The 21,503-nt window shown below is 64.7% G+C and carries 18 protein-coding genes; 10 read left to right on the top strand and 8 right to left on the bottom strand.

The genetic code is table 11. The features are described 5' to 3' along the window. The coding region (locus ACX17K_RS20570) for a type VI secretion system Vgr family protein (protein ID WP_493776223.1) at window positions 1-741 on the bottom strand (741 nt) is incomplete at its 3' end. Window positions 742-1,088: 347 nt separating this feature from the next. Here ACX17K_RS20570 and ACX17K_RS20565 point away from each other — a divergent pair. The 4 genes from ACX17K_RS20565 to ACX17K_RS20550 all read left to right on the top strand — a co-directional run bounded on the left by ACX17K_RS20565 (window position 1,089) and on the right by ACX17K_RS20550 (window position 3,514). Further along, complete coding sequence (locus tag ACX17K_RS20565) at window positions 1,089-1,325, top strand: hypothetical protein (RefSeq protein ID WP_493776222.1); 237 nt, start codon at window positions 1,089-1,091, stop codon at window positions 1,323-1,325. Between the two features lie 73 nt (window positions 1,326-1,398). Then, a complete protein-coding gene (locus ACX17K_RS20560) occupies window positions 1,399-2,697 on the top strand; it encodes a hypothetical protein (protein ID WP_493776221.1) in 1,299 nt (432 codons plus the stop codon). 130 nt (window positions 2,698-2,827) lie between these two features. Beyond that, the gene (locus ACX17K_RS20555) at window positions 2,828-3,184 is read left to right on the top strand and encodes a DUF1304 domain-containing protein (RefSeq protein WP_493776220.1); all 357 of its coding nucleotides are present in this window, start codon (window positions 2,828-2,830) and stop codon (window positions 3,182-3,184) included. Window positions 3,185-3,211: 27 nt separating this feature from the next. Next, window positions 3,212-3,514 carry a hypothetical protein gene (locus tag ACX17K_RS20550; protein WP_343481498.1) on the top strand — a complete coding sequence of 101 codons (303 nt, stop codon included), beginning with the start codon at window positions 3,212-3,214 and terminating at the stop codon, window positions 3,512-3,514. Between the two features lie 10 nt (window positions 3,515-3,524). Here ACX17K_RS20550 and ACX17K_RS20545 read toward each other — a convergent pair whose 3' ends face one another. Then, window positions 3,525-4,439, bottom strand: coding sequence for a LysR family transcriptional regulator (locus ACX17K_RS20545; protein WP_493776219.1), 915 nt, complete (start codon window positions 4,437-4,439; stop codon window positions 3,525-3,527). A gap of 101 nt (window positions 4,440-4,540) precedes the next feature. Between ACX17K_RS20545 and aptA the strand changes: the two genes are divergently transcribed. The 4 genes from aptA (at window position 4,541) to ACX17K_RS20525 (ending at window position 8,561) form a co-directional block, all read left to right on the top strand. Beyond that, complete coding sequence (aptA, locus tag ACX17K_RS20540) at window positions 4,541-5,881, top strand: omega-aminotransferase AptA (RefSeq protein ID WP_493776218.1); 1,341 nt, start codon at window positions 4,541-4,543, stop codon at window positions 5,879-5,881. A gap of 32 nt (window positions 5,882-5,913) precedes the next feature. After that, on the top strand, window positions 5,914-7,407 hold the full coding sequence (locus ACX17K_RS20535) for a CoA-acylating methylmalonate-semialdehyde dehydrogenase (protein WP_493776217.1): 1,494 nt from the start codon (window positions 5,914-5,916) through the stop codon (window positions 7,405-7,407). A gap of 80 nt (window positions 7,408-7,487) precedes the next feature. After that, window positions 7,488-8,057: a GNAT family N-acetyltransferase gene (locus ACX17K_RS20530; protein ID WP_493776216.1), complete on the top strand. Its 570-nt coding sequence runs from the start codon at window positions 7,488-7,490 to the stop codon at window positions 8,055-8,057. 60 nt (window positions 8,058-8,117) lie between these two features. Next, window positions 8,118-8,561: an SRPBCC family protein gene (locus ACX17K_RS20525; RefSeq protein WP_493776215.1), complete on the top strand. Its 444-nt coding sequence runs from the start codon at window positions 8,118-8,120 to the stop codon at window positions 8,559-8,561. Between the two features lie 62 nt (window positions 8,562-8,623). Here the strand turns inward: ACX17K_RS20525 and ACX17K_RS20520 are convergent, their stop codons facing one another. Continuing rightward, complete coding sequence (locus tag ACX17K_RS20520; RefSeq protein WP_493776214.1) at window positions 8,624-9,976, bottom strand: chitinase; 1,353 nt, start codon at window positions 9,974-9,976, stop codon at window positions 8,624-8,626. A 265-nt stretch (window positions 9,977-10,241) separates the two neighbouring features. Further along, on the bottom strand, window positions 10,242-11,489 hold the full coding sequence (locus ACX17K_RS20515) for an MBL fold metallo-hydrolase (protein WP_493776213.1): 1,248 nt from the start codon (window positions 11,487-11,489) through the stop codon (window positions 10,242-10,244). Window positions 11,490-11,608: 119 nt separating this feature from the next. Between ACX17K_RS20515 and ACX17K_RS20510 the strand changes: the two genes are divergently transcribed. Further along, the gene (locus ACX17K_RS20510; protein WP_493776212.1) at window positions 11,609-12,169 is read left to right on the top strand and encodes a murein L,D-transpeptidase catalytic domain-containing protein; all 561 of its coding nucleotides are present in this window, start codon (window positions 11,609-11,611) and stop codon (window positions 12,167-12,169) included. A gap of 58 nt (window positions 12,170-12,227) precedes the next feature. Here the strand turns inward: ACX17K_RS20510 and ACX17K_RS20505 are convergent, their stop codons facing one another. Further along, window positions 12,228-12,668, bottom strand: coding sequence for a hypothetical protein (locus ACX17K_RS20505; RefSeq protein ID WP_493776211.1), 441 nt, complete (start codon window positions 12,666-12,668; stop codon window positions 12,228-12,230). A gap of 438 nt (window positions 12,669-13,106) precedes the next feature. Continuing rightward, window positions 13,107-13,994, bottom strand: a complete 888-nt coding sequence (locus tag ACX17K_RS20500; protein WP_493776210.1) for a hypothetical protein — start codon at window positions 13,992-13,994, stop codon at window positions 13,107-13,109. Window positions 13,995-14,445: 451 nt separating this feature from the next. Between ACX17K_RS20500 and ACX17K_RS20495 the strand changes: the two genes are divergently transcribed. Next, window positions 14,446-14,823 carry a VOC family protein gene (locus ACX17K_RS20495; protein WP_493776209.1) on the top strand — a complete coding sequence of 126 codons (378 nt, stop codon included), beginning with the start codon at window positions 14,446-14,448 and terminating at the stop codon, window positions 14,821-14,823. 315 nt (window positions 14,824-15,138) lie between these two features. Here ACX17K_RS20495 and ACX17K_RS20490 read toward each other — a convergent pair whose 3' ends face one another. Together ACX17K_RS20490 and ACX17K_RS20485 are read right to left on the bottom strand one after the other, a co-directional pair. After that, entirely contained in the window at window positions 15,139-17,994 is a 2,856-nt protein-coding gene (locus ACX17K_RS20490; protein ID WP_493776208.1) for an adenosylcobalamin-dependent ribonucleoside-diphosphate reductase, read from the bottom strand. A 165-nt stretch (window positions 17,995-18,159) separates the two neighbouring features. After that, entirely contained in the window at window positions 18,160-21,453 is a 3,294-nt protein-coding gene (locus tag ACX17K_RS20485; protein ID WP_493776207.1) for a DUF748 domain-containing protein, read from the bottom strand. Between the last annotated feature and the right edge of the window lie 50 nt (window positions 21,454-21,503).

Here is a 21,503-nt window from a genome sequence, read left to right as displayed (position 1 = left end):
GCCGGGGACGATCTGGCGGCTGGCGTTCCAGTCGGTGAGTCCATCCTCTTCTTCCGTCGCGTCGCTGCGGTGGAAACGCACGCGCTCGATCTCGGCCGGCGGCAGGCTGTAGGCGTCGTCGAATACCACCAGCTTGACCTGCGGCGCGTCGCCGTCGACGTGCTCGAAGCGCCAGGCGTAACCCTCTTCATGCAGCAGGCGGACGATGAAGCTGAAATCGTCCTCGCGGTACTGCAGGCAATAGCTCCGCGGCTGCGCCGGGCCGACCTTGAACTCGATGGTTTGGGCGCGGGCGAACACCGGGTTGGCCGCCTGGTGCTCGTGGACGATCTGCTGGACGATGTCCGGCACGCTCAAGTCCTGGAACACCCGCGAGGTGCGGCGGTGGCGCAGCAATGCGATCGGCGGCTCGATGGTCAGGCCGTACTGGGCGAAGCCGCCGTCGGAACCCATCAGCCGGGCCTGGCTGACCACGCCGCAGCGGATGGTCTCCTGGCCCTGGGCGTCGGCGATGCCGATGCGGGCGGACTGGCCGAGCAGGGTCTTGAGTTCGATGGCGCCGTCGGGGGACAGGCAGGTGAGTTGATAACGATAGGCCTTGGACACGCCTTCTTCGCCATCCAGGCTTTGCGGCAGCAGCTGCTCGGCGGCGACCTGTCCGCTGCCCAGCTCCAGGGTGAGCAGGCGCTGGTCTTGGTTGAAGGCGGAGGCGAAGGAGGAAAGGAGGCTGTCAAGGTCCATCGATTGTCCAAAACGAAAGCGCCCTTGAAGCAGGGCTTGAAAGTGAGAAAACCGAAAAGAACCAGCATTTTATGTGGGAGGCATCGCGTCAACAAGGCGAACATTCTGCTTCATTAGCGGACCTGAACTAAAGGACAGGTATGACTGGCGGAGGGGAGAGCGGCAAAGGGCGGCGCGATGGCCGGTGAAATGCTGATCAGGTGAAGGTTTCGAGATTATGGGCGCAATCGGCGATGCGAATCCACTTTTTCTGCAGGCGTCGCGCCTGGCGGTCAGCCGGCGAAGCCGCCGTCGCGCAGAAAAGCGGGTACCTCCGGCGTGGCGGGACAGACGGGTATCCGGTTGCCGTGGGGAAAGCGGCCGAAGCGGTGGATGATGTCGCGTTGGCCTTCCGCATGATGCCGCCAGGGCTGATCCAGGTGCCGCGCTTCGATGTGGCCGCGCACCTGGAAAGGAGAGTGCTGGTGGAGGTGATACCGGCGCATCTGGCCTACCTCAGCTGGCGGCATCTGTCGCGCCGGGCGCAGGCTTTTCTCGCCGGACTGGCGGCCTTGCTGGCGGCGCATGAGGGTGGAACGCGCTAGTTATTAGTACTAAATGAGATTTTTTCATCAGAGTCTAATCTGAAAGCCGATTCCGCCGGCGGAGGATGAGGCCATGAAAGATTCGAAGTACCACGGCATCTGGATATGTTTGCTGCTGCTGGACGGTGCTGGCGTGGGCCTGGCGTATCAACTGGTGGCGAGCGAGTTTTCCACCCTTTCCCTTAGCGGCTACATCACATTGATGCTGCTGGTTTCCGGCCTGGCGGCCGCGCCGCTGATCCGGTTTCTGGTGGTCGGCTGGGGGGCGCGCTACGAGGAGTTCCGCAACCGGCTGAACAACGGCGCGCTGGTCTTTTACCTGCGGCAATTCTGGCAGCCGCGCACCGACAGGATCCCGGCGTTGAAGGAGTGGCCGTTGCCGCCGGAGAGGAAAGGCGAAGCGGACGCGGCGGCAGATAGCCTGTTCGAGCGAATTTACCGCGAGCATTACGGCCGCTCGGCTTTCATCATGCCGCTGGCGCTGTTGCAGGTGGCCATTTTGCTCATGGTCACTTTGTACGCGTTGGCGGAAATGGAGAAGCTGAAGCTGTTGGTGAACAATCTGATCATTGTGGCGTCCATCGCTGGCGCTTATCTGTTTGTCGTCAGCGACATGGTGACGGCGGTGCGGCGGCGCAGCCTGAACGTGGCGGACGTTTACTGGTACGCGCTGCGCATGACGCTGGCCATCCCGATAGGCGCGGCGATGAGCGCCGCCACCAGCGCCGATGCGCACGCGGTGTCTGCCTTGCAGACGGTGGTGGCCTTCGCCATCGGCGCTTTTCCCATGGATGTGCTGATGAAACTGCTGCGACGCCTGGCATCGCGCAGCTTCGGGGCCAGCGAGCAGGATCAGAACAGCGACCAGCTGATCAAGCTGGAAGGGGTGACCGCCGACATCGCCGCCGGGATGGCGGCCGAGGGCGTCAATTCCATTGAGCAATTGATCGGCACCGATCCGGTACTGCTGTCCATCCGCACCGGCTTTCCATTCAAGTTCATCCTGCGTTTGAGCAGCCAGGCCATCGTCTGGCGCTATTTCAGCGACCACGGCGCCAGCCTGGCCAGATTGGGTTTGGCCGATGTGGAGGCGATTTTCAACCTGAACGAGAAGCTGGAACTGAAAGAGGACGACCCTCACCGCCAGCAGGCCGACAAGGTGGTGGCCAACGCGGCCGCCTGTCTGCAGGCCGGCGGCGGCGCGACGCCGGACGAGGCGACTTTGCGTTTCTTGTTTGGCGAAATCTGCAACCAGCCGTATACCCGTTTCCTGCTTTCGACGCTGAAGCAGAAGAACGGTTACCGCCGCCCGCGGCTGGTGAACGCCAAGCCGCCGGAGAAACCGCCGGAGGAACCGCCCGACGCCGCATGAGGCCCGGTTGGCATGGCTTTCCCTTTGGCGCAATATGCAGTTAAGGCCGGACTTTAGCGAAGTCCGGCTTTTTCCAAGGGGGAACCATGTCCGATAACCTTTTTCGATCCATCCCGGTAGGGGAGACGCCATGAGTCTGGCCGCCGACATCGTCGTCGCCCTGGTGGCGTTGCTGCACGTCTATTTCCTGATCCTGGAAATGTTTTTGTGGGACAAGCCGCTGGGGATGAAGATCTTCCGCCTGACGCAGGAGCGGGCGCGGGACACCAAGGTGCTGGCCGCCAACCAGGGCTTGTACAACGGCTTCCTCGCCGCCGGCCTGGCCTGGGGGCTGTGGCAGGGCGCGTTCGGGTTCCAGATCAAGCTGTTCTTCCTGGCTTGCGTGTTGGTAGCCGGCGTGTTCGGCGCCGCCACCGTCAACCGGCGCATTCTGTTCGTGCAGGCTTTGCCGGCGGCGCTCGGCATCGCGCTGCTGTGGCTGGCTTGAGCGGCGAGCGCGTCGCGAGGAATGCGGATGGTTCCGGAAATAAGCATCTTGGGGCGGTTTTCAGGCAGAAGGCTCAAGCCGGCGCGCATTGTGTTCGATGAGCGGGGCTTGTCCGTGCTTCGAGGCGATGCCTTGCGATGGAGAGTGCCGCTGGAGGATATCGCGTCCGTTAGCCTGAGGCGGGGGCGGCGTCTGTTCGGCCTGTTTTCGTTCGGCCGGTGGCTGGTGGCGGAGTCTCGCGGCGGCAAATTCTATCTCGAACCCACCTTGGAGTACAAAAAAGACGATCTGGAGCGCTTGGTCGCGCGAATCTGCCAGTTCATCCCTTGATTTCGCGGGATCAGCTCGTGCGCTCCAGTTCCTGCAAAAAGCGCTCCAGCACCAGGTTGGCGCGTCGGCCCTTGCGCACCGCCAGCGCCAGCGGCGCGTCGTAATGGCAGGCTGCCGGCAGCAATGGGCGCATCAGGCCTTGCATTACCCAACTGGCGGCGAAGTGCTCGGGCAGATAGCCGATGTAGCGGCCGGTGAGGATCAAAAACGCGATGCCTTCGCGGTCGGACGCGGTGGCGATGGGTTTGAGCCGTTGTTGCAGCGCCTGGGCCTGCGGCGGCAGGCGGTAGCCGGGAGCGACGGCGTCGGCGGCGGCGAGAGCCGCCTCGGTCAGGGCGTCGTCCGGCCGGCTGAACAGCGGGTGCTCGCGGCTGCAGTAAAGCTGGGAGCGTTCGTCGTACAGCGGCAGGTAGTCCAGTCCGGACAAGGGCTGGATCAGCGGCACCACGCCGGCGTGCAGCTGGCCGTCCATCAGCCCGGTCTCGATGTCGTTGGGCGTCATCATGCCGATATTGATGCGCACGTCCGGCCCTTGTTTGGCCAGTGCCCGCAGCGCCTGGGTGATGCGCATCTTGGGCAATGTGACCAGGTTGTTGATGATGCCGATGTTCAGTTCGCCGCGCAGCTGGCGGTGCAGCAGGTTCACCTCGCTGCGAAAGTCTTCCAGCGCCGCCAACAGCGTCTGGCTGGCGCGCAGCACCTCGCGGCCCTCATCGGTGAGGGCGAAGCCGGCGCGCCCGCGCTGGCATAGCCGGATGCCCAGCCGTTTTTCCAGATCGCCCATCTGCAGGCTGATGGCGGAGCGGCTGATGCCCAGCACCCCTTCGGCGGCGGAGAAACCGCCGCACTCGGCCACGGTGCGGAACAGCCGCAGCAGCCGGATATCAAAATCGCTGACTTGGCCCAGCGCCGGTTTGCGGTTCATTTAAGTTGAGATATATAGAATCTAAACATAAGAAAGATAGCATTTAACTCACGCAATGTCCGGCGCATTCTGTGTCCATATTCCCGCCTGCGAGGCTTGCGATGAACCACCCGCTCACCACCCGTTCCGAATTCTCCAATCTCGATCTGCGCGCGCACTGGATGCCGTTCAGCGCCAATCGCAATTTCCAGCGCGATCCGCGCATGATCGTCGCCGGCGAGGGCAATTATCTGACCGACGCCGACGGCCGCCGCATCTTCGACAGTCTGTCCGGCCTATGGTGTTGCGGCGCAGGCCACAGCCGCAAGGAGATCGCCGAGGCGGCCTACCGCCAACTGTCGACGCTGGACTATTCGCCTGGCTTCCAGTTTGGCCATCCGCTGTCGTTCAAGCTGGCCGAGCGGGTGGCGGCGATGGCGCCGGGCGAGCTGAACCACGTGTTTTTCACCAATTCCGGCTCCGAGTGCGCCGACACCGCGGTGAAGATGGCGCGCGCCTACTGGCGGCTGAAGGGGCAGGCATCCAAGACCAAGTTGATCGGCCGCGCTCGCGGCTACCATGGCGTCAACATCGCCGGCACCAGCTTGGGCGGCATGAATGGCAACCGCAAGATGTTCGGCCCGCTGATGGACGCGGACCATCTGCCGCACACCTTGCTGTCGGCCAACGCCTTCAGCCGCTGCCTGCCCGAGCATGGCGCGGAGCTGGCGGACGACCTGCTGCGGCTGATCGAGCTGCATGACGCGTCCAATATCGCCGCGGTGATCGTGGAGCCGATGGCTGGCTCGGCCGGGGTCATCGTGCCGCCGCAGGGCTATCTGCAGCGCTTGCGCGAAATCTGCAGCCAGCACGGCATCCTGCTGATCTTCGACGAGGTGATCACCGGTTTCGGCCGCACCGGCTCGATGTTCGGCGCCGACTATTTTGGCGTGACGCCGGACATCATGAATCTGGCCAAGCAGCTAACCAATGGCGCGGTGCCGATGGGCGCGGTGGTGGCGACGTCCGAGATCTACGACGCCTTCATGGCGCAGGCGACGCCGGAGTACGCGGTGGAGTTAGCCCACGGCTACACCTATTCCGCCCATCCGGTGGCCTGCGCGGCGGCGCTGGCGGCGCTGGACGTGCTGGAGAACGAAAACCTGGTGGCCAGGGCCGCCGAGCTGGCGCCGCATTTCGAGCGCGGCATCCACGGCCTGAAAGGCTTGCCGCATGTGGTCGATATCCGCAACTGCGGGCTGGCCGGCGCGGTGCAGATCGCGCCGCGCGGCGGCGACGCCATCGTGCGGCCGTACGAGGCGGCGATGGCGCTGTGGCGCAAGGGCTTCTACGTCCGTTACGGCGGCGATGCGCTGCAGTTCGGCCCGCCGTTCACCGCCACGCCGCAGGAGCTGGACAGCCTGTTCGACGCCGTCGGCGAGACGCTGGCCAAGCTGGCCTGAAACGATTGTCACCAATAAAACGAGATCCTGAAATGACGACTTTGCAACACCTGATCCACGGCGAGGCTTGCGACGGCGGCAGCCGCCGCGCGCCGGTTTTCAACCCCTCCACCGGCGAAGCCATCGGCGACGTCCCATTGGCGGACGCCGCCACGGTCGCGCAGGCGGTGGCGGCCGCCCAGGCGGCGTTTCCGGCCTGGCGCGACACGCCGCCGGCCAAGCGGGCGCAAGTGTTGTTCCGCTTCAAGCAGCTGTTGGAGCGGCATGAGGCCGAGATCGTGCCGCTGATCAGCCGCGAGCATGGCAAGACGCTGGAAGACGCCGCCGGCGAGCTGAAGCGCGGCATCGAGAATGTGGAGTACGCCTGCGCCGCGCCGGAGCTGCTGAAGGGCGAGTACAGCCGCAACGCCGGCCCCAATATCGACGCCTGGAGCGATTTCCAGCCGCTGGGCGTGGTGGCCGGCATCACGCCGTTCAACTTCCCTGCCATGGTGCCGCTGTGGATGTATCCGCTGGCCATCGCCTGCGGCAATACCTTTATCCTGAAACCGTCGGAACGCGATCCCAGTTCGACGCTGCTGATCGCCCGTCTGCTGCATGAAGCCGGTTTGCCCCGTGGCGTGCTCAACGTGGTGCATGGCGACAAGGAGGCGGTGGACGCGCTGCTGGCGGCGCCGGAGGTCAAGGCCGTCAGCTTTGTCGGCTCTACGCCCATCGCCGAATACATCTACGCCGAGGGCAGCCGCCGCGGCAAGCGGGTGCAGGCCTTGGGCGGCGCCAAGAACCACGCGGTGATGCTGCCGGACGCCGATCTCGACAATACCGTCAACGCCTTGATGGGCGCGGCCTATGGTTCTTGCGGCGAGCGCTGCATGGCCATCTCGGTCGCCGTCTGCGTCGGCGACCGCGCGGCCGACGCGCTGATCGCCAAACTCACGCCGCAGATCAAGGCTTTGAAAGTGGGGCCGGGCACCTCGCCGGGCCTGGATATGGGCCCGCTGGTGACGCGCGCGCATCTGGACAAGGTCAGCGGCTATATCGCCGATGGGGTGGCGGCCGGCGCGGAGCTGGTGGTCGACGGCCGCGGCATCGCGGTGCCGGGCCACGAGGGCGGCTTCTTCCTCGGCGGCTGCCTGTTCGACCGCGTGACGCCGCAGATGCGCATCTATCAGGAAGAAATCTTCGGCCCGGTGTTGTGCGTGGTGCGGGTGGACAGCCTGGAAGAGGCGATCGCGCTGATCAACGCCCACGAATACGGCAACGGCACCTGCATCTTCACCCGCGACGGCGAGGCGGCGCGGCTGTTCGCCGACACGGTGGAGGTGGGCATGGTGGGCATCAACGTGCCGCTGCCGGTGCCGGTGGCCTACCACAGCTTCGGCGGCTGGAAACGGTCGCTGTTCGGCGACCTGCATGCCTACGGCCCGGATGGCGTGCGTTTCTATACCCGGCGCAAGGCAATAACCCAGCGTTGGCCGCAGCGCGCCAGCCACGAGGCGTCGCAGTTCGCCTTCCCCAGCCTGTAAATCCCGTGATAGACGGGCCGCTCGCGAGGGCGGCCCGTTTCGCTGGCATAATGGCAATGTCCTGATCCTGTCTGCCCGCCATGAAACTGTCCGCTTCCGCAACCATTGTTTCTTCCCCTTGGTCAATCCTTCGTCTGAGCGCGGCCGATATCGGCGAAGATTGGCTGGATGGTTTCCAGCGCCGACAGGACGTAACGCTGGTATATCGCGGCGGGCCTGGCGACAGGCGCATCGCGGCCGAGCCCTTCATCGACGACTGGTCGGCGGACGAGCGGCGGGCGCTGTGCCGCGAACTCGCGGCGATGGCGGGCGCAGGGCAGGTGTGGGCGGCGATGGAAGGCGAAAGCCTGGCCGGTTTCGCCGCCATCTCGCCGGAGCCGCTGGGGCCGGATGGCGAATACCGGCAATTAAAGGAATTGCAGGTGGACGCCCGCTGGCGCGGCCGCGGACTGGGGCGCGAGTTGATGCGGGAGTGCATGGCCGGAGGCAGGGCCATGGGCGCGGGCCGGCTGTATGTCTCATCGCATTCGGCCATTGAGACAGTGTCGTTCTACGAGCGCTGCGGCTGCGTGCCGGCGCGTTGGCTGCACGGCCCGCAGATCGAACTGGAGCCGTTCGATTGGCAGATGGAGCGGGATCTGGGGTCATAGCGCAATGCCGATGTGCTATGGTGCCTCAGAGTCTGTTTTCTCGCCGACAAGGAGCCTGCCATGCCGAACACGATACGTCTGCACCGCGTGCTGAGCGCGCCGTCGGAGCGCGTCTACCGCGCCTTCATCGATCCGCTGGCGCTGGCCAAATGGCTGCCGCCGGAGGGCTTCGTCTGCCGAGTGCTGGAGCGGGATGTCCGCGTCGGCGGCAGCTACAAGATGGAGTTCGTCGCTTTCGCCAGCGGCCAAAAACATGCGTTCGGCGGCCGTTACTTAGAGCTGGTTCCGGGCGAGCGCATCCGTTACACCGACTGTTTCGACGACGCCAACCTGCCCGGTGAAATGACCACCATCATCACGCTGGCGCCGCTGTCCTGCGGCACGGACCTTTCCATTGTCCAGGAAGGCATTCCGGACGCGATCCCGCCCGAGAATTGCTATCTGGGCTGGCAGCAGTCGCTGAAGCAGCTGGCGGCGTTGGTGGAGCCGGATATAGCGGGCTAGATCGGGAGGAATCAAAAAAAGCCGGGCATATGCCCGGCTTGGCTTTTGCGCGGAGCGTCCGCTCAGTTGGACAGCGCCCACGGATCGCCGGCGGTGGGCAGATTGCCTTGGGTCCACCATTTGGCGCAGTACTTCTTGTTTTGGTACAGCGCGCAGGCACCGGAGGAATAGGCCGCGCTGGCGGACCATTGCTGTAGGCCGCCGCCCTGTTGCTGCCAAACCGAGGCCTGGCCGGGCACGTCGCCCTGGGTCCACCATTGAGCCTTCCAGGTGGCATTGGCGTAGGTGACGGTATTGCCGGTGTTGTAGACCTGGCCCGACGACCACGGCTGGCCGTTCACCGGCCCGCCGCCATTGCCGTTGTCGCCGCCGCCGTAATTCGGATCTTGGGTGACGCCGCTGCCCCAGTGGTCTTTGAAGCCCTTGAACACATTGCTGAAGGCGTAAGGCGTCTGCACGATGCCGGAGCACTGCGCGTCGACGTAGTGGCCGTTATTGGGGCAAGACTTGTCGCGGCTGATCGACCACATCGACAGCAGGCCGACGCCATTGCTGTTGGCCATGCCGTACAGATCCTTGGCGTTGTCCACGGTGAAGGTTTCCGGCTGGGTGTCGTTCAGGCCTACCATGGGCGTGACGCCCACTTTTTGCCACAGCTGGGCATCGGTCAGCGTCTGGCCGTGGGCCTTGTAGGCGGCGTCGATCTGGCCATACAGCGCCTGGGCGGCCTGTTTGGCGGCCGCGCCCATGTTCGGGTTGGATTGGCCGTAGTCCATGGCCATGATGTTGACGGCGTCCAGGGCCACGCCGTTGGCGAGCGCGGAGGCGAGCACGCGCTGGCCATCCTGAGTCAGGCCGAAGGGCATGGCCGGCAGGGTCAGCGATACATGCAGCGTCTTGCCTTTGGCTTTGTAGTTCTTCTGCAGCGCGGCCACCACCGCGAAGTTGCGATTGTTGGCGGCGGTGTCGGTTTGCGCGCCGCCTTCGATGTCGAAATCGATGCGGGACAGATTGTAGGTATCCAGCACGGTCTGGTAGGCGGTCTGCAGGCTGGCGTTGGTGGTGCAGGCCTGCTGCAGCGGGGTGCCGTTGGCGCCGCCGAAGGACACCATCACTTCGCCGCCCTTGCCGCGGAAATTATTGATGCCGCTGCGGATGGCGCTCAGTTGTTGATCGGAACTATTGCCAGGGATGGCCAGCACGCCGCCCCAAGAGGGCGAGCAGCCGCCCTTGGCGACGACGAAGGCGAGGGTGAATTGCTGGATGCCCTGATTGACGCCCAGCTTGTCGATCTGCGGCGTCGGCCACAAGGTCATGTCGACATAGGGCGCGAAGGCGCCGGCCTGGGCGGCTGGACTGGCGATACCGGCCGCGGCGGCGGCTAGCGCGGAGAGGGCGGCAAACGTTTTCATCATGAGCGGACTCCCGGGTTGCGCAGCATTCTGATGTTTTGAATGGCTGAACATATTAAATGGTTTATAAAAACGCCAACATTTGTCAGCAATTCCCAAATATACCCAGATAGAGTAAAAACTCAATAGAAAATGGTCGCTCGCTTTTGATTTTGAGCAAAGGTATTGGATTGATTGTGGAAGGCGCTGATTAAAAGAAGCGGGAAGCCCGGAACTGCGGGGCTTGGTTGGGGGAGAAAGGCCGCCGCGCGGCGGCGGCCTGGGTGGGTCAGTCCAGAGGCCAGGGCATCGATTTCGGCAGCGGCGCATCCGCTTCCGCCGCGATGGGCGCAGGCGGAGCCGCCACGCTGTCCACCTCGCGCCACCAGGGATGGGCGCGCTCTGCATGAGCCGGCTCCACCGCTTGCCCCAGCCGCGGCATCATCAGCCGGACATTCTCTTTTTCGCCGCTGGCCAGCAGGGATTCGGCCGGCGCGTCCCAGGCGTGCATCGCCAGGTTGAAGGTGCCCCAATGCACCGGCAGGAAGGCGCCGCCGCCCAGCAGGTCCAGCGCTTTGAGCGCATTGTCCGGCCCCAGATGGATGTCGCCCCAGGCGGGATGATGGGCGCCGACTTCCAGCATCACCAGATCGAACGGCCCCATGCGCTCGCGGATTTCGGCGAATTGCCCCGACAGGCCGGTGTCGCCGCTGAAGAACACCGAATGCCGGGCGCTGCGGATGGACAGCGACGACCACAGCGTGGCGTTGCGGTCTTTCAGGCCGCGTCCGGAGAAGTGTTGCGAGGGCGTGGCGGTGACGGTCAGGTCGGAATCGGGATGATGATAGCTTTCCCACCAGTCCAGCTCGGTGATCCGCTCCGGCCGCACGCCGAAGGCCTCCAGGTGGGCGCCCACGCCCAGCGCGGTGACGAAGGGGACGTCGGTCTTGGCCAACTCGCGGATGGTGGGGTAGTCGAGGTGGTCGTAGTGATCGTGGGATACCAGCACCAGATCCAGCGGCGGCAGCTGCTTCAGCTTGATCGGCACCGGCTGGAAGCGCTTGGGACCGGCCAGCCGGGTGGGAGAGGCGCGGGGGCCCCATACCGGGTCGGTCAGCAGGCGCAGGCCGTCGATTTCGATCAGCACCGTGGAGTGTCCGAGCCAGGTGGCGCGCAGGCCTGACTGGGCTGGCTTGCGCCAGGCATCCAGCGGGTTGTCGGCCGGCAGCGGCGCGGAGGGCGCCCGGCGTTCGCCGCCGCACAGGAAGTCGCGCAGGGACGGCATGGTTGCCGACGGGTCGCGCAGGGCGGGATCGATAGGGTAGACATTGCGGAAACCGCTGCCGGACCAAAGCGGCGACGCCTGCATTTTTTCCAGCCTGGGGCCGGATGCTTTCTTGCCGAGAGACTTCATCGAGATGCCTTCCTGTTCGTTGCCGACGCGGACGGGGCCGACGGGCGGTCCGTATTGATGGTAGCCGGCCGGGTTTCCGGCGCGCCAGTCCTGACAAGATGGGCGCAGGGTGTCGGGATTCAAGACGCCGCGCCACCTTGCCACCCCATCCGGGCCTGCCTAGGATTAACTGTCCGCCAAGTGATAATCATTTTCCGGCGGAGACAAGGCGCGGGCAGTCCAATAGCAGGCAAGGATAAGATGTGGGAACGCTGGAAGACATTTTGCTGCCGCTGAGCCGGAGCGAGGGGCTGCCGGATTCGGCGGTGCTGGACATGGTGGCGGTGCAGAGAAGCCTGCATCCCCGCGCCAGCCTGCTGTACTGGGCGGTGGTCGATTATGGCTTGCCGTCGACGGAAAGCCGGCTGTTCGTGTTCGACACGCTGGAGGCCAGCGTGCAGCGTTTTCTGGTCGCGCATGGCCGAGGACATGATCTGGACGCCAATCTGCTGCGGGCCAGCGCCTTTTCCAATGAAGCGGACTCAGATTTGTCCTGCCTGGGCGTGTGCCGCGCCTCCGAAACCTATTTCGGCAGCCAGGGCTTGTCGCTGTGGCTGGATGGGCTGGAGCGAAGCAATTCCAATATGCGGCGGCGCAATTTGGTGATGCACGGCTCCCTCCACGTTACGCAGCAATATATCGCCGAACATGGCGTATTGTGGCGCTCCGACGGCAGTCTGGCGGTGGAGCCCCAGTACAGCGTCGGCTTGATCAATATGCTGCAGGGCGGTTCCTACATCAACTGCATCCGCAGCCGGGGCTGAAACGGCGCCGGACCGCGCGAGCGGTCCGGCGTTTCAGCGTTTCATGCCCTTACTTTCCTCAGCATTGCACCTGCAAATGGAAGGCGTGGTCGTTGGCCGTGCCGGTGGTATCGGCTGTTCGTACGAAAACGCCGTTGGGATTGCCGCTGCGCAGCGTCACGCTGATGAAGCCCAGCGCGGGGAAGGTCGGCGAGGGGTCGCCCAGCGTCGCGGTATACACGCATTTCGAGACGTCGCTCGGGAAAAGCACTTCGAAGTAGCCGTAATTGCCGCCGAAGTTGTCGGAACTGGCGCCGGCCGGACCCGCGGCGAGCGTTCCATCGGTATTGACGATCACGCTGTAGGTCTTGGTGACGACGGGGGCGACCGCCGCGGTCACGGCCGCCCGTACGGCCCGGGAAGCGGGCTGGCTGGCGGCCAGCGCCGCGGAGGAGAAAAGGCCGGCGGCCATGACTGCCGACGCGAGCAGCGCGTAGCGAGAGATGCGACGAGTATTCATGATCTTGCTCCTGAGTAGGTATCGGATACATCAAGTTGTAATGGTTTGGGCATGCCCGCTTCTGGCGCGGACATGACGACGGCGCTCGACGCGCAGGGATGCGACGGAGAGGGAATGGCAGGGCCATCAAACAGAGGCGGGGCCGCAAGCGGCGGTCCGGAAACACGGAGGCGGCGAAACGCGCGTCGGTCAGGAGCGCGATGCCGAATTGGTATTAAGAAGAAAAGTATTTTATGTAATTGTTTTGATTGATACTTATGGGATAGCCGTCAATATAGAAGCCGAACTGGCGATTGCATCTGTTCTTAAGGACAGTTTTTGGGCGCGCGGACATGCGCGCAAAGGCGCCGCCTGGAAGAGGGAGGGAAGGGCGGACAGGAGGGGCCGGGACGCATCGGCATGGCGGAGCGGCCCGGAACGGAGCCAGCAAGGCTGCGCTCAATACTCTCCGCTCATCGTCTGCTTGCTCTGGCAATGCACATAAGGCTGGCCGGTCCGCTTGCCGGGGAAGGGGTAGCCGGCGGGGCCTCCCACCGTGCGCAACAGCGCCACGCTGTAGTCGCCCTTGAGCCGGGCTTTTTTGATCGCCGCCTGGATCGCCGCCTGGATCGCCGTCGCGTCGCCGTCCACGAACAGCGCCAGGAAGCCGCCATCGGTTTCGGAGAGCTTGACCGAGCGGATTGGCAGGCCGCCAAAGGCATAGCCGTCAGGCAAGGCCAGCTCCTGGTCCCATACCGTGTTTTCCGGCTGGCGGGTCGCTTTGCCCAGCAGGGAGGCGATGCCATTTTCTCCGAAGTTCAGCCGCTGGCAATTGAGCTGCGCCGCCAGGCGCTTGTCCTTGGCCGCAACCTGCGTCTTTTTGGCGCCCGCCTGATACAGCCCATCGAAAGGCACATCGCCGAAAACGCCGGCGCAGCGTTCGGTCTTGAGTTGCAAGGCGGACGCCTGCGGGATGAGGGTCAGCGAGCAACGGTCCTCGCGGTAGGTCCATTGCTTGCCATCCGTCGAAGCCAGCTTGCCTGCTCCCGATCCGGCATGCCGCGGGAGGGCGTTTCCTTTCTGCAGCGCTTCCAGCTCGAATCGGCCATCCGCCTGGATGGTGATGGCGCGCTCGAACTCGGCGTCGGAACCATAGTATTTGCCGGGAGCGGGATAACCGGCGGCAGGGGCTCCGGTATTGGCGTTGTCGCCTTGCAGCGCTTTATGGATGCCGTCCTTGATGATCGAGCCCAGGTCCAGGTTGAAGGTTTCCGCGCGCAGCGCCGGACTGGGCAGCGCGATGGTTGCCAGGAGCAGGGTCAGACGGATGGATGTTGTTGTTTTCATGGAAGGTCCAAGGTTAGGGGGTGATCACGGACGGATATGCCAGCTATAAGGCTTTCATTCAAACAAATCAAGATATTGGTATCTTGTTTTTATATGAAAAATGACATTATGGCTTTAGCCAGTCGGGCCGCATCACGCACGGACTCCTTGGAGTCTAACGGCGGCGCCGACAGGTTATCGAAAGCGGATCGAGCAGTCTGGGATGATTGCAGCGACTTGACTCCATGAGCGTCGCTGCTTATGGGTAAAAATCGTAGGCTGCGGGGAGCGGATGACGTCGCCATGGCAGCGGGTGGATTGAGGGGTATCATGCGGACAGGTTTATGATGGTGGTTTTGGGGGGGGCTTGGGCGCAGTATTGGACGTCGGCAATATCAACTGATATATGGACCTGCATGTCCGTATAAACCCTGTTCGGCTGCTCTCGAGGTTTAACAGCTCAGGAGAATGCATGTTTGACCATGTCGTAATCGGAGTACGCAACTATGCGGCGAGCAGGTCGTTTTTCATCCAGGCGCTCGAACCGCTGGGCGTCACCGTGGTGCATGATGGGCCGCTCGGCGTCGAGCTTTGCCGCCCTGACAGCCTTTCATCGCTGTGTATTCGTCGAGAACCCGAGGAGAACCCGGCGCATCTCCACTTGGCGTTTAGCGCCGATAATCGCCAGCAAGTAGAGGCCTTCCATCGCGCAGCCCTTGCGGCCGGCGGCATGGATAATGGCGCGCCGGGCCTGCGCGCTCAGTACCATGAGAGTTACTACGCTGCCTTCGTTATCGGCCCCGACGGGCATAACATAGAAGCTGTGTGTCATGAGGCCGAGGCCTCATGATCCATTCAAGCCGGAGCCGCTTCGTGCTCCGGCTTGATTCAGGCATTGGATTGCAATGCTCGAACTCAACCATCCGTAGATGAGCCTTGGCGCCCAGTTGCTTCGCCAGCGCTAGCCGGAACACTAGCAGCCAGCTCGGCTGATCTTTATGAATTGTCGAGTTTGCTTAGTGAGAAAAAACCATCGCCAATAAGAAAATGCCCCACGGTCAAAAGATCGTAGGGCATTGTTGTAATGCTACAGCGAAAGCGGAAAGTCTTTAGTCGCCGCTTATGCCGCTCACAACTGGAAGCTACAGGTTCTGGGCTGCTGGGCTCAGCCGCAGGCCCCCACGTGTCCGCACGCGGTGCAGAACTCGCAGCCGTCCTTTTTGATCAGCGCGTGGTTGCCGCACTCGGGGCAAGCCTTGCCGGCCAGCTGTTTCAGCGCGGCGGGCGCTTCCTGGGCGAACAGGTCGCTCTGCTCCGGCGCCATCACCCCCATTTCCTCCACCGGCACCCCTTCCTCGGTCAGTACGCCCAGCATCGCGTAGCGGTGGATGATCAGCCGCGCCAGATAGGCGACGGTGGATGGCCAGCTCTGCGATTTCTCCATGCCCGGGATGCGGGCGAAGAAGTCGCCCTGAGGCTCCGCGTAGTTCAGCAGCTTGCGCAGCTTCAGGCCGATCCAGGCTGGGTCTATCACCCGCATGTCGAGGGAGAGCATCTTGCACAGCCCGTCCAGTTCGCGCGGGTAGGCGCCGGCCAGCCATACCGAGTACGGACGACGCTGGCCGTTGGGCAGCACCAGTTCCTTGACGAACAGCACGAAGTCGTCGCCGGTTTGCGGGTTGACCACGTCCACCGACCAGCTCATAGTGCCGTCGCTGCCGGATTTGGGCTCCTTGCGGGCGAACAGCGCGTCCATCACCGGCGTGGCTTCGCCTTCCTCCAGCCGCAGCGCGCCCAGTTGCTCGACGCGGTGGAGCACCACCTGGCCCAGCGCGGCGGCGGCCGAGGTGGCGTGTATGGTCTTGTCGCCCAGCGTGAAGCGGTAGCGCTTGTCGCCGTTGGCGCGCGACAACGCGTCCAGCTTGGCGGCCAGCCAGGCGCGGTCGCGGCAGCGCATGTCCATCGACAGCGTCTTGGCGATGGCGGACAGGCCGCGTTGCTCATCCGTCGCGTTGACCCAGCACTCGAAAGGCTGGGCGCGGCCGTTTTCCATGTGGCCGACCACCACGGCGAAATCGCCGGCGTCGCCTTCCACCATGAAGGTCCACGACGGGTTGCCTTCCTTCAGCTTGGGGCGGTTCGGCCACTTCAGGCTGGACAAGGCTGGGGTCGGGGCGGTGTTCAGCGTCACGCGGCGGTCCGGGTCGCTGGCGGCGCCGGACAGGTCTTCCGGTGCGGCGGCGGCGCTTTGGGCCGGCTCCACCGACAATACCGAACCCAGCACATTGTTGGGGCGGTAGGTGGTGATGCCCTTCAGGCCGTTGCGCCAAGCTTCCAGATACAGGCTCTCGAAGTCCTCGAACGGGTAGTCGGCCGGCACGTTGACAGTCTTGGAGATGGCGGTGTCGACATAGGGCGCGACGGCGGCCACCATGCGCATGTGGTCCAGCGCGCTCATTTCCAGCGCGGAAACGAAGTAGTCCGGCAGCTTGGCGGTGTCGCCGCCCTGCATCCGCCACACGCGGTAGGCGTGGTCTTCCACCAGGTATTCCTGCTGCGAGTTGTCCGCCATCCGCTTCTTGCGGGTGTAGAACCACGAGAACGGCGGCTCGATGCCGTTGGACGCGTTGTCGGCGAAGGCCAGCGAGATGGTGCCGGTGGGGGCGATGGACAAGAGGTGGGAGTTGCGGATGCCGTGCTTGCGTATCCGGGCCTGGATCTTGGCCGGCAGCCGGCTGGCGCAGTGCGGCGCGGCCAGGTATTTCTCGGCGTCGAACAGCGGGAAGGCGCCTTTCTCGATCGCCAGGTCCACCGAGGCGTCGTAGGCGGCGTCGCGCATGCTCTCCGAGATGCGGGCGGCGAAGCGGCGGCCTTCCTCGCTGTCGTAGCGTATCTTCAGCATGATCAGCGCGTCGCCCAGGCCGGTGAAGCCGAGGCCGACGCGGCGCTTGTTCATCGCCTCGCGCTCCTGCTCAGGCAAGGGCCACACGGTCAGGTCCAGCACATTGTCCAGCATCCTGATCGATGTGCGCACCACTTTCTCGAACGATTTGAAGTCGAAATGGGCCTTGTCGCCGAACGGCGCGCGCACGTGGCGGGTCAGGTTGACCGAGCCAAGATCGCAGCAGCCGTAGTCGGGCAGCGGCTGCTCGCCGCAGGGGTTGGTGGACTCGATCACCTCGCAGTAGGACAGATTGTTGTCCTGGTTGATGCGGGTCATGAACAGCACGCCGGGTTCGGCGTGGTCATAGGTGGACTCCATGATCTGCCGCCACAGCTCGCGGGCGCGCACGGTGCGGTACACCCACAGGCCGTCTTCGCGGCGGAAGCTGTCGGGGAAGGCGTCGGACATCGGCTCCACCGCGTGGGTGAGCTGCCAGTCCGCGTCGGCCTCCACCGCGCGCATGAAGTCGTCGGACACGCCGACCGAGATGTTGAAGTTGCGCAGATCGCCCTGGTCCTTGGCGTGGATGAAGTCCTCCACGTCCGGATGGCTGACGTCCAGCACGCCCATCTGCGCGCCGCGGCGCGCGCCGGCTGACTCCACCGTCTCGCAGCTGCGGTCGAACACGCGCATGTAGGAGACGGGGCCGGAGGCGCGGCTGTTGGTGCCCTTGACCCGGGCGCCGCGCGGGCGGATGCGCGAGAAGTTGTAGCCGACGCCGCCGCCGCGGCGCATGGTTTCCGCCGCCTGCAGCAATGCCTGGTAGATGCCGGCCTTGCCGTTCTCGGTCTCGGAGACCGAGTCGCCCACCGGTTGGACGAAGCAGTTGATCAGAGTGGCCCTGAGGTCGGTGCCGGCGGCGGAGTTGATGCGGCCGCCGGGTATGAATCCGTGGTCCAGCGCCTCGAAAAACAGCGGCTCGAAGCGGGCCGGGTCTTTTTCCAATTCGGCCAGCGCGCGGGCGACGCGGTGGCGGACTTCGCTGACGCTTTGCTCGCCGTTCTTGGCGTATTTCTCCAGCAACACCTCGCGGGAGATGTCTTGTTCCGCCATGGCGGCGATGTTTTCCTGCTGCATGGAACGCTCATCCTTCTGAAACGGTGTTCAACGACGATGGCATGGCCGGCTGCGCATGAAAAATGGCGTAGCACACTATATGTTGTTACGCCGTTATGGGGTGAAACGCAAGTTGTTGTGTTCCGGCGCCGTTTCCGATTGTACTCCGGACACGGCGCCGGCGGGTCATTTCGCGCTGATTTTCACCGCCAGCTCCACGCCGTCGCGGTTGGCCGAGGTCTTCTTCGGCTCGTCCAGCGCGATGCGATCCGCCAGTTCCGGCTGATGCCGCAGCATCACCTTGCGGGCGTTGTCTCCGCGCAACTTGGCCAGTTTGACCAGGTCGGCCGCGCCGACTTTCTCCGCCGCCAGCATTTCATCGCGCAGCAGCTTGGCCAGATCGGCGCCCGACGGCCCGCCCGGCTTCAGCGTGTGGCCCAGCAGCTTCAGCCGGCCGATGCGCTGGCCGTAGACCGATTTGATCGCCGACTGGGTCTGCGCGTCTTTCAGGTCCAAGGTGGCCAGCGGCTCGTCGTCCATCGGCGGATGGCCGGCGGCGGCCAGCACCGCGGCGTCGACGCGGGCGCGGGCCAGTTGCTTGGCGTCCTCGTCGGCGTAGCCGCCGGCGATGGCCAGCTGCATTTTCGGCCGCTTGGCCATCAGCGCCGCCACCTTGTCCAGCTTCTCGCGCTCGGGCGGGCTGACGTGGGCTTCGCCGGCGACGAAGCGGATGTCGTCGAAGCCGTCGCCGCCCAACAGCGCGCCCAGCGCGCGGAACGGCGCGGTGACCACCTTGGTGACCACGTTGACGATGGCTTTCCATACCAGCTGGCCGTAGCTGAATTGCGGATCGTCCAGGCTGCCGGCCACCGGCAGGTCCAGGTCGATGCGGCCGTCGCTGTCTTCCAGCAGCGCCACCGCCAGCTTCAGCGGCAGGTGCGGCGACTTGTCGCCCTTCAGCTCGTCGCCCAGCTGGATGGAGTCGATCACGATGCGGTTTTCGCCCTTCAGTTGGCGATGGTCCAGCAGGTAGCGCAGTTCCAGCGACAGCTTGCCGTCCTTCACCTGCCAGCCGGCGAAGTTCATCGAGTACGGATTCAGGTTGTTCAGCGCCAGGTTGTGGAAGTCCAGCAGGATGTCGGTGCTGTCGGTGGGCGACATCGGCGACAGCGCGCCGCGCACCTTGACCTCGCCGTACTGGTCCACCGCGCCGTCCAGCGTGATGCGGCCGCGGCTGCCGGTGCGGGTGGACAGGTTCTGGATGCTGCCGCGCAGGTGATGCATGCGGGTGGCGAAGTCGGGCGTCATGCCGTGGTCGGCGAATTCCACCGCGCCGTTCTGCACATGGATGCTGTGCACGTCCACCTGCGGCAGCGGCCCGCTTTTGCCGCTGGACGGCTTGGCCGGCCGCTTGGCGAAGATCTTCTGCCAGTTCAGGCTGCGCTGAGGGTCCAGGATCAGGCGGGCGCGGGGCTGGTCCAGGCGAACGTCGTTGATGGAAACCTTCAGCGGCATGCCTTGCGCCTGCAACTGGCTGAGAGAGAACGTGTTCCAGCCCAGCAGCGGCAGCGGCTCGCCGGGTTCCTGCAGCGCCATCTTCGCCACTTTCAGCTGGCCGCCCAGGCTCCAGCGGCTGGCGGAAGCGGCATTGAGCTTGAGGTCGGCGCTGAGCGCGCCGCCGGACAGCTTCAGCGGCGTGCCGGCCAGCGCGTACGGCGCCAGCGGAGCCACCGGCAGCGCGTCCAGCCGTATCGTGCCGCGGGCGGAAGGCGAGGCGGCGTCGATGTCCAGCTTGGCGGCGAGCTTGCCGGGGCCGACGCGGCCTGCGAGGTCCAGCGCCAGTTGGTCGCCGCTCTTCAGCTCCAGCGTGCCGCCCAGCTGCTTCAGGCTGTATTCCAGCGGCTTGCCCAGGCTGAGATCGCGCCAGCCGACCGCGCCGTTTTCCAGTGTCACCGCCGGATAGGCCAGCTTCCAGCCCGGACCTTCGTTTCCGGGCGCGCGTTGCGCGGCGGGACGCGGCCGCTGGGCCAGCAGCTGCTGCAGTTGCAGCTGGCCGTTGCGCTCGCGTTGCAAGGAGACTTGCAGGCCGTCCAGCGAGATGCCGCCGGGCTGGATGCTGCGCTGCTTCAGATCGATCAGCGTGGGTTCCAGCTCGGCCTTGTCCAGGCTGAGCCAGGGCATGCCGCCGGCGGCGGCGAGCCTGAGATCCGAAAGGGATAGCCCGGCTTCATCCAGCCTCAGGCCGTGGTCGGGGTCCAGCGACAGCTTGCCTTGCAGCCGCGGCACTGCGGTTTCCAGCTGCATAGGCCGGACAAAGGTCTGGTCGCGCCAGGCTGCGTGCCAGTCGTTGAAGCGCAGATTGTCTATCTTGACGATCCACGGCGAAGGTTTGGCTGGCTTGGCCGTCTTGTCTTCCGGTTTGGCCGGTGGCAGCGCGCGCAGCCAGTCCAGCTGGCCGGCGGCATCGCGGCTGGCGGCCAGCTTGCCGTGGTTCAGCTCCACCTTGGCCACGGTCAGCAGCGAGCGCGACAGGTCCAGCGCGCCGCCATCCACGCGCAGTTCGGGCAGATCCAGCATGCCGTCGCCGGCCGGCGCGCGCAGCTTCAGGCCTTTCAGGTTGGCGCTCAGCGAGGAGACGGTCAGATCGGGCGAGGCGCCGCTCATGTCGAACTGGTAGCGGGCATTGACCGACAGCTCGCCTTCAGGCTTGGCCGTGGCGAAGTGGGGGCGGACATAGTCCCATACCGATGCCAGCGGCAGGCCCTGCATCCGGGCCTCGCCGCTGGATTGCAGCGGTTGCAGCCGCATGCTGCCTTGCCAATCGAAGCGTCCGCCGCCTTCCATCTCGGCGTGCAGCGTGTAGCGGCCGTTTTCTTCCAGCGTGGTCAGGTCGTTCAGACTGAGATTGATCGGCATCAGGCGGAAGTTGCCGTGCTGGCCGGCCAGGTGATCGCTGATGCGGATCTGGCCGTTGCGCAGATTGATCGCGTCCAGCTTGAGGCGCGGCAACTTTTCCGGCGCGGTGCCGTCTTCCAGCTTGGGCGGGCCGGAAACGTCGGCGACGAAGCGGGCCCAGTTCCACAGGCCGTCCTGATTGCGCTCCAGCCACAGCTCAGGGCTGTCCAGCAGGAACTCGCTGGCTTGCCAGCGGCCCATCAGCACCGCGTACAGCGCGGCGTTCAAGTAAATGCGGCGGGCCTGGAACAAGGGCTTGCCGTCGCCCTCGCGCAGCGCCACGCCGTCCAGCGTCAGCTCCATGCTCCACGGCACGATGCGGACTTCGGCGATGGCCAGCTGGCGGCCATGCTTGCGCGCCCAGTCGGCGGCGGCCTTTTGCAGCAAATGAGGCGCGATCAGGCCGAGAAAGGCCCAGAAGGCCAGCACCAGCGCGCAGGCGGCGGCGAGCCAGCGCAGCCAGCGGCGGGGTCGGCGGGGAGGAGGAGCGAGGGGGGCGGCGTCTGCCTGAACGTGGGTATCCATATCGCTTAATTCTAATGCACTTTGACGCTGCCGTCCTGTTGCGTTGTTTG

Source organism: Chromobacterium sp. INPA-IVC (assembly GCF_059047085.1).
The sequence above is the reverse complement of the archived record's forward strand: the minus strand, read 5'-3'. Positions and strand labels throughout refer to the sequence as shown.

What these genes read in the sequence shown, in the direction of transcription:
- ACX17K_RS20495 (WP_493776209.1), top strand. Translation starts at nt 14,446, where the DNA reads ATGTTTGACCATGTCGTAATCGGAGTACGCAACTATGCGGCGAGCAGG.
- ACX17K_RS20555 (WP_493776220.1), top strand. Translation starts at nt 2,828, where the DNA reads ATGAGTCTGGCCGCCGACATCGTCGTCGCCCTGGTGGCGTTGCTGCAC.
- ACX17K_RS20550 (WP_343481498.1), top strand. Translation starts at nt 3,212, where the DNA reads ATGGTTCCGGAAATAAGCATCTTGGGGCGGTTTTCAGGCAGAAGGCTC.
- ACX17K_RS20525 (WP_493776215.1), top strand. Translation starts at nt 8,118, where the DNA reads ATGCCGAACACGATACGTCTGCACCGCGTGCTGAGCGCGCCGTCGGAG.
- ACX17K_RS20505 (WP_493776211.1), bottom strand. Translation starts at nt 12,668, where the DNA reads ATGAATACTCGTCGCATCTCTCGCTACGCGCTGCTCGCGTCGGCAGTC.
- ACX17K_RS20560 (WP_493776221.1), top strand. Translation starts at nt 1,399, where the DNA reads ATGAAAGATTCGAAGTACCACGGCATCTGGATATGTTTGCTGCTGCTG.
- ACX17K_RS20535 (WP_493776217.1), top strand. Translation starts at nt 5,914, where the DNA reads ATGACGACTTTGCAACACCTGATCCACGGCGAGGCTTGCGACGGCGGC.
- ACX17K_RS20530 (WP_493776216.1), top strand. Translation starts at nt 7,488, where the DNA reads ATGAAACTGTCCGCTTCCGCAACCATTGTTTCTTCCCCTTGGTCAATC.
- ACX17K_RS20520 (WP_493776214.1), bottom strand. Translation starts at nt 9,976, where the DNA reads ATGATGAAAACGTTTGCCGCCCTCTCCGCGCTAGCCGCCGCCGCGGCC.
- aptA (WP_493776218.1), top strand. Translation starts at nt 4,541, where the DNA reads ATGAACCACCCGCTCACCACCCGTTCCGAATTCTCCAATCTCGATCTG.
- ACX17K_RS20490 (WP_493776208.1), bottom strand. Translation starts at nt 17,994, where the DNA reads ATGCAGCAGGAAAACATCGCCGCCATGGCGGAACAAGACATCTCCCGC.
- ACX17K_RS20500 (WP_493776210.1), bottom strand. Translation starts at nt 13,994, where the DNA reads ATGAAAACAACAACATCCATCCGTCTGACCCTGCTCCTGGCAACCATC.
- ACX17K_RS20485 (WP_493776207.1), bottom strand. Translation starts at nt 21,453, where the DNA reads ATGGATACCCACGTTCAGGCAGACGCCGCCCCCCTCGCTCCTCCTCCC.
- ACX17K_RS20545 (WP_493776219.1), bottom strand. Translation starts at nt 4,439, where the DNA reads ATGAACCGCAAACCGGCGCTGGGCCAAGTCAGCGATTTTGATATCCGG.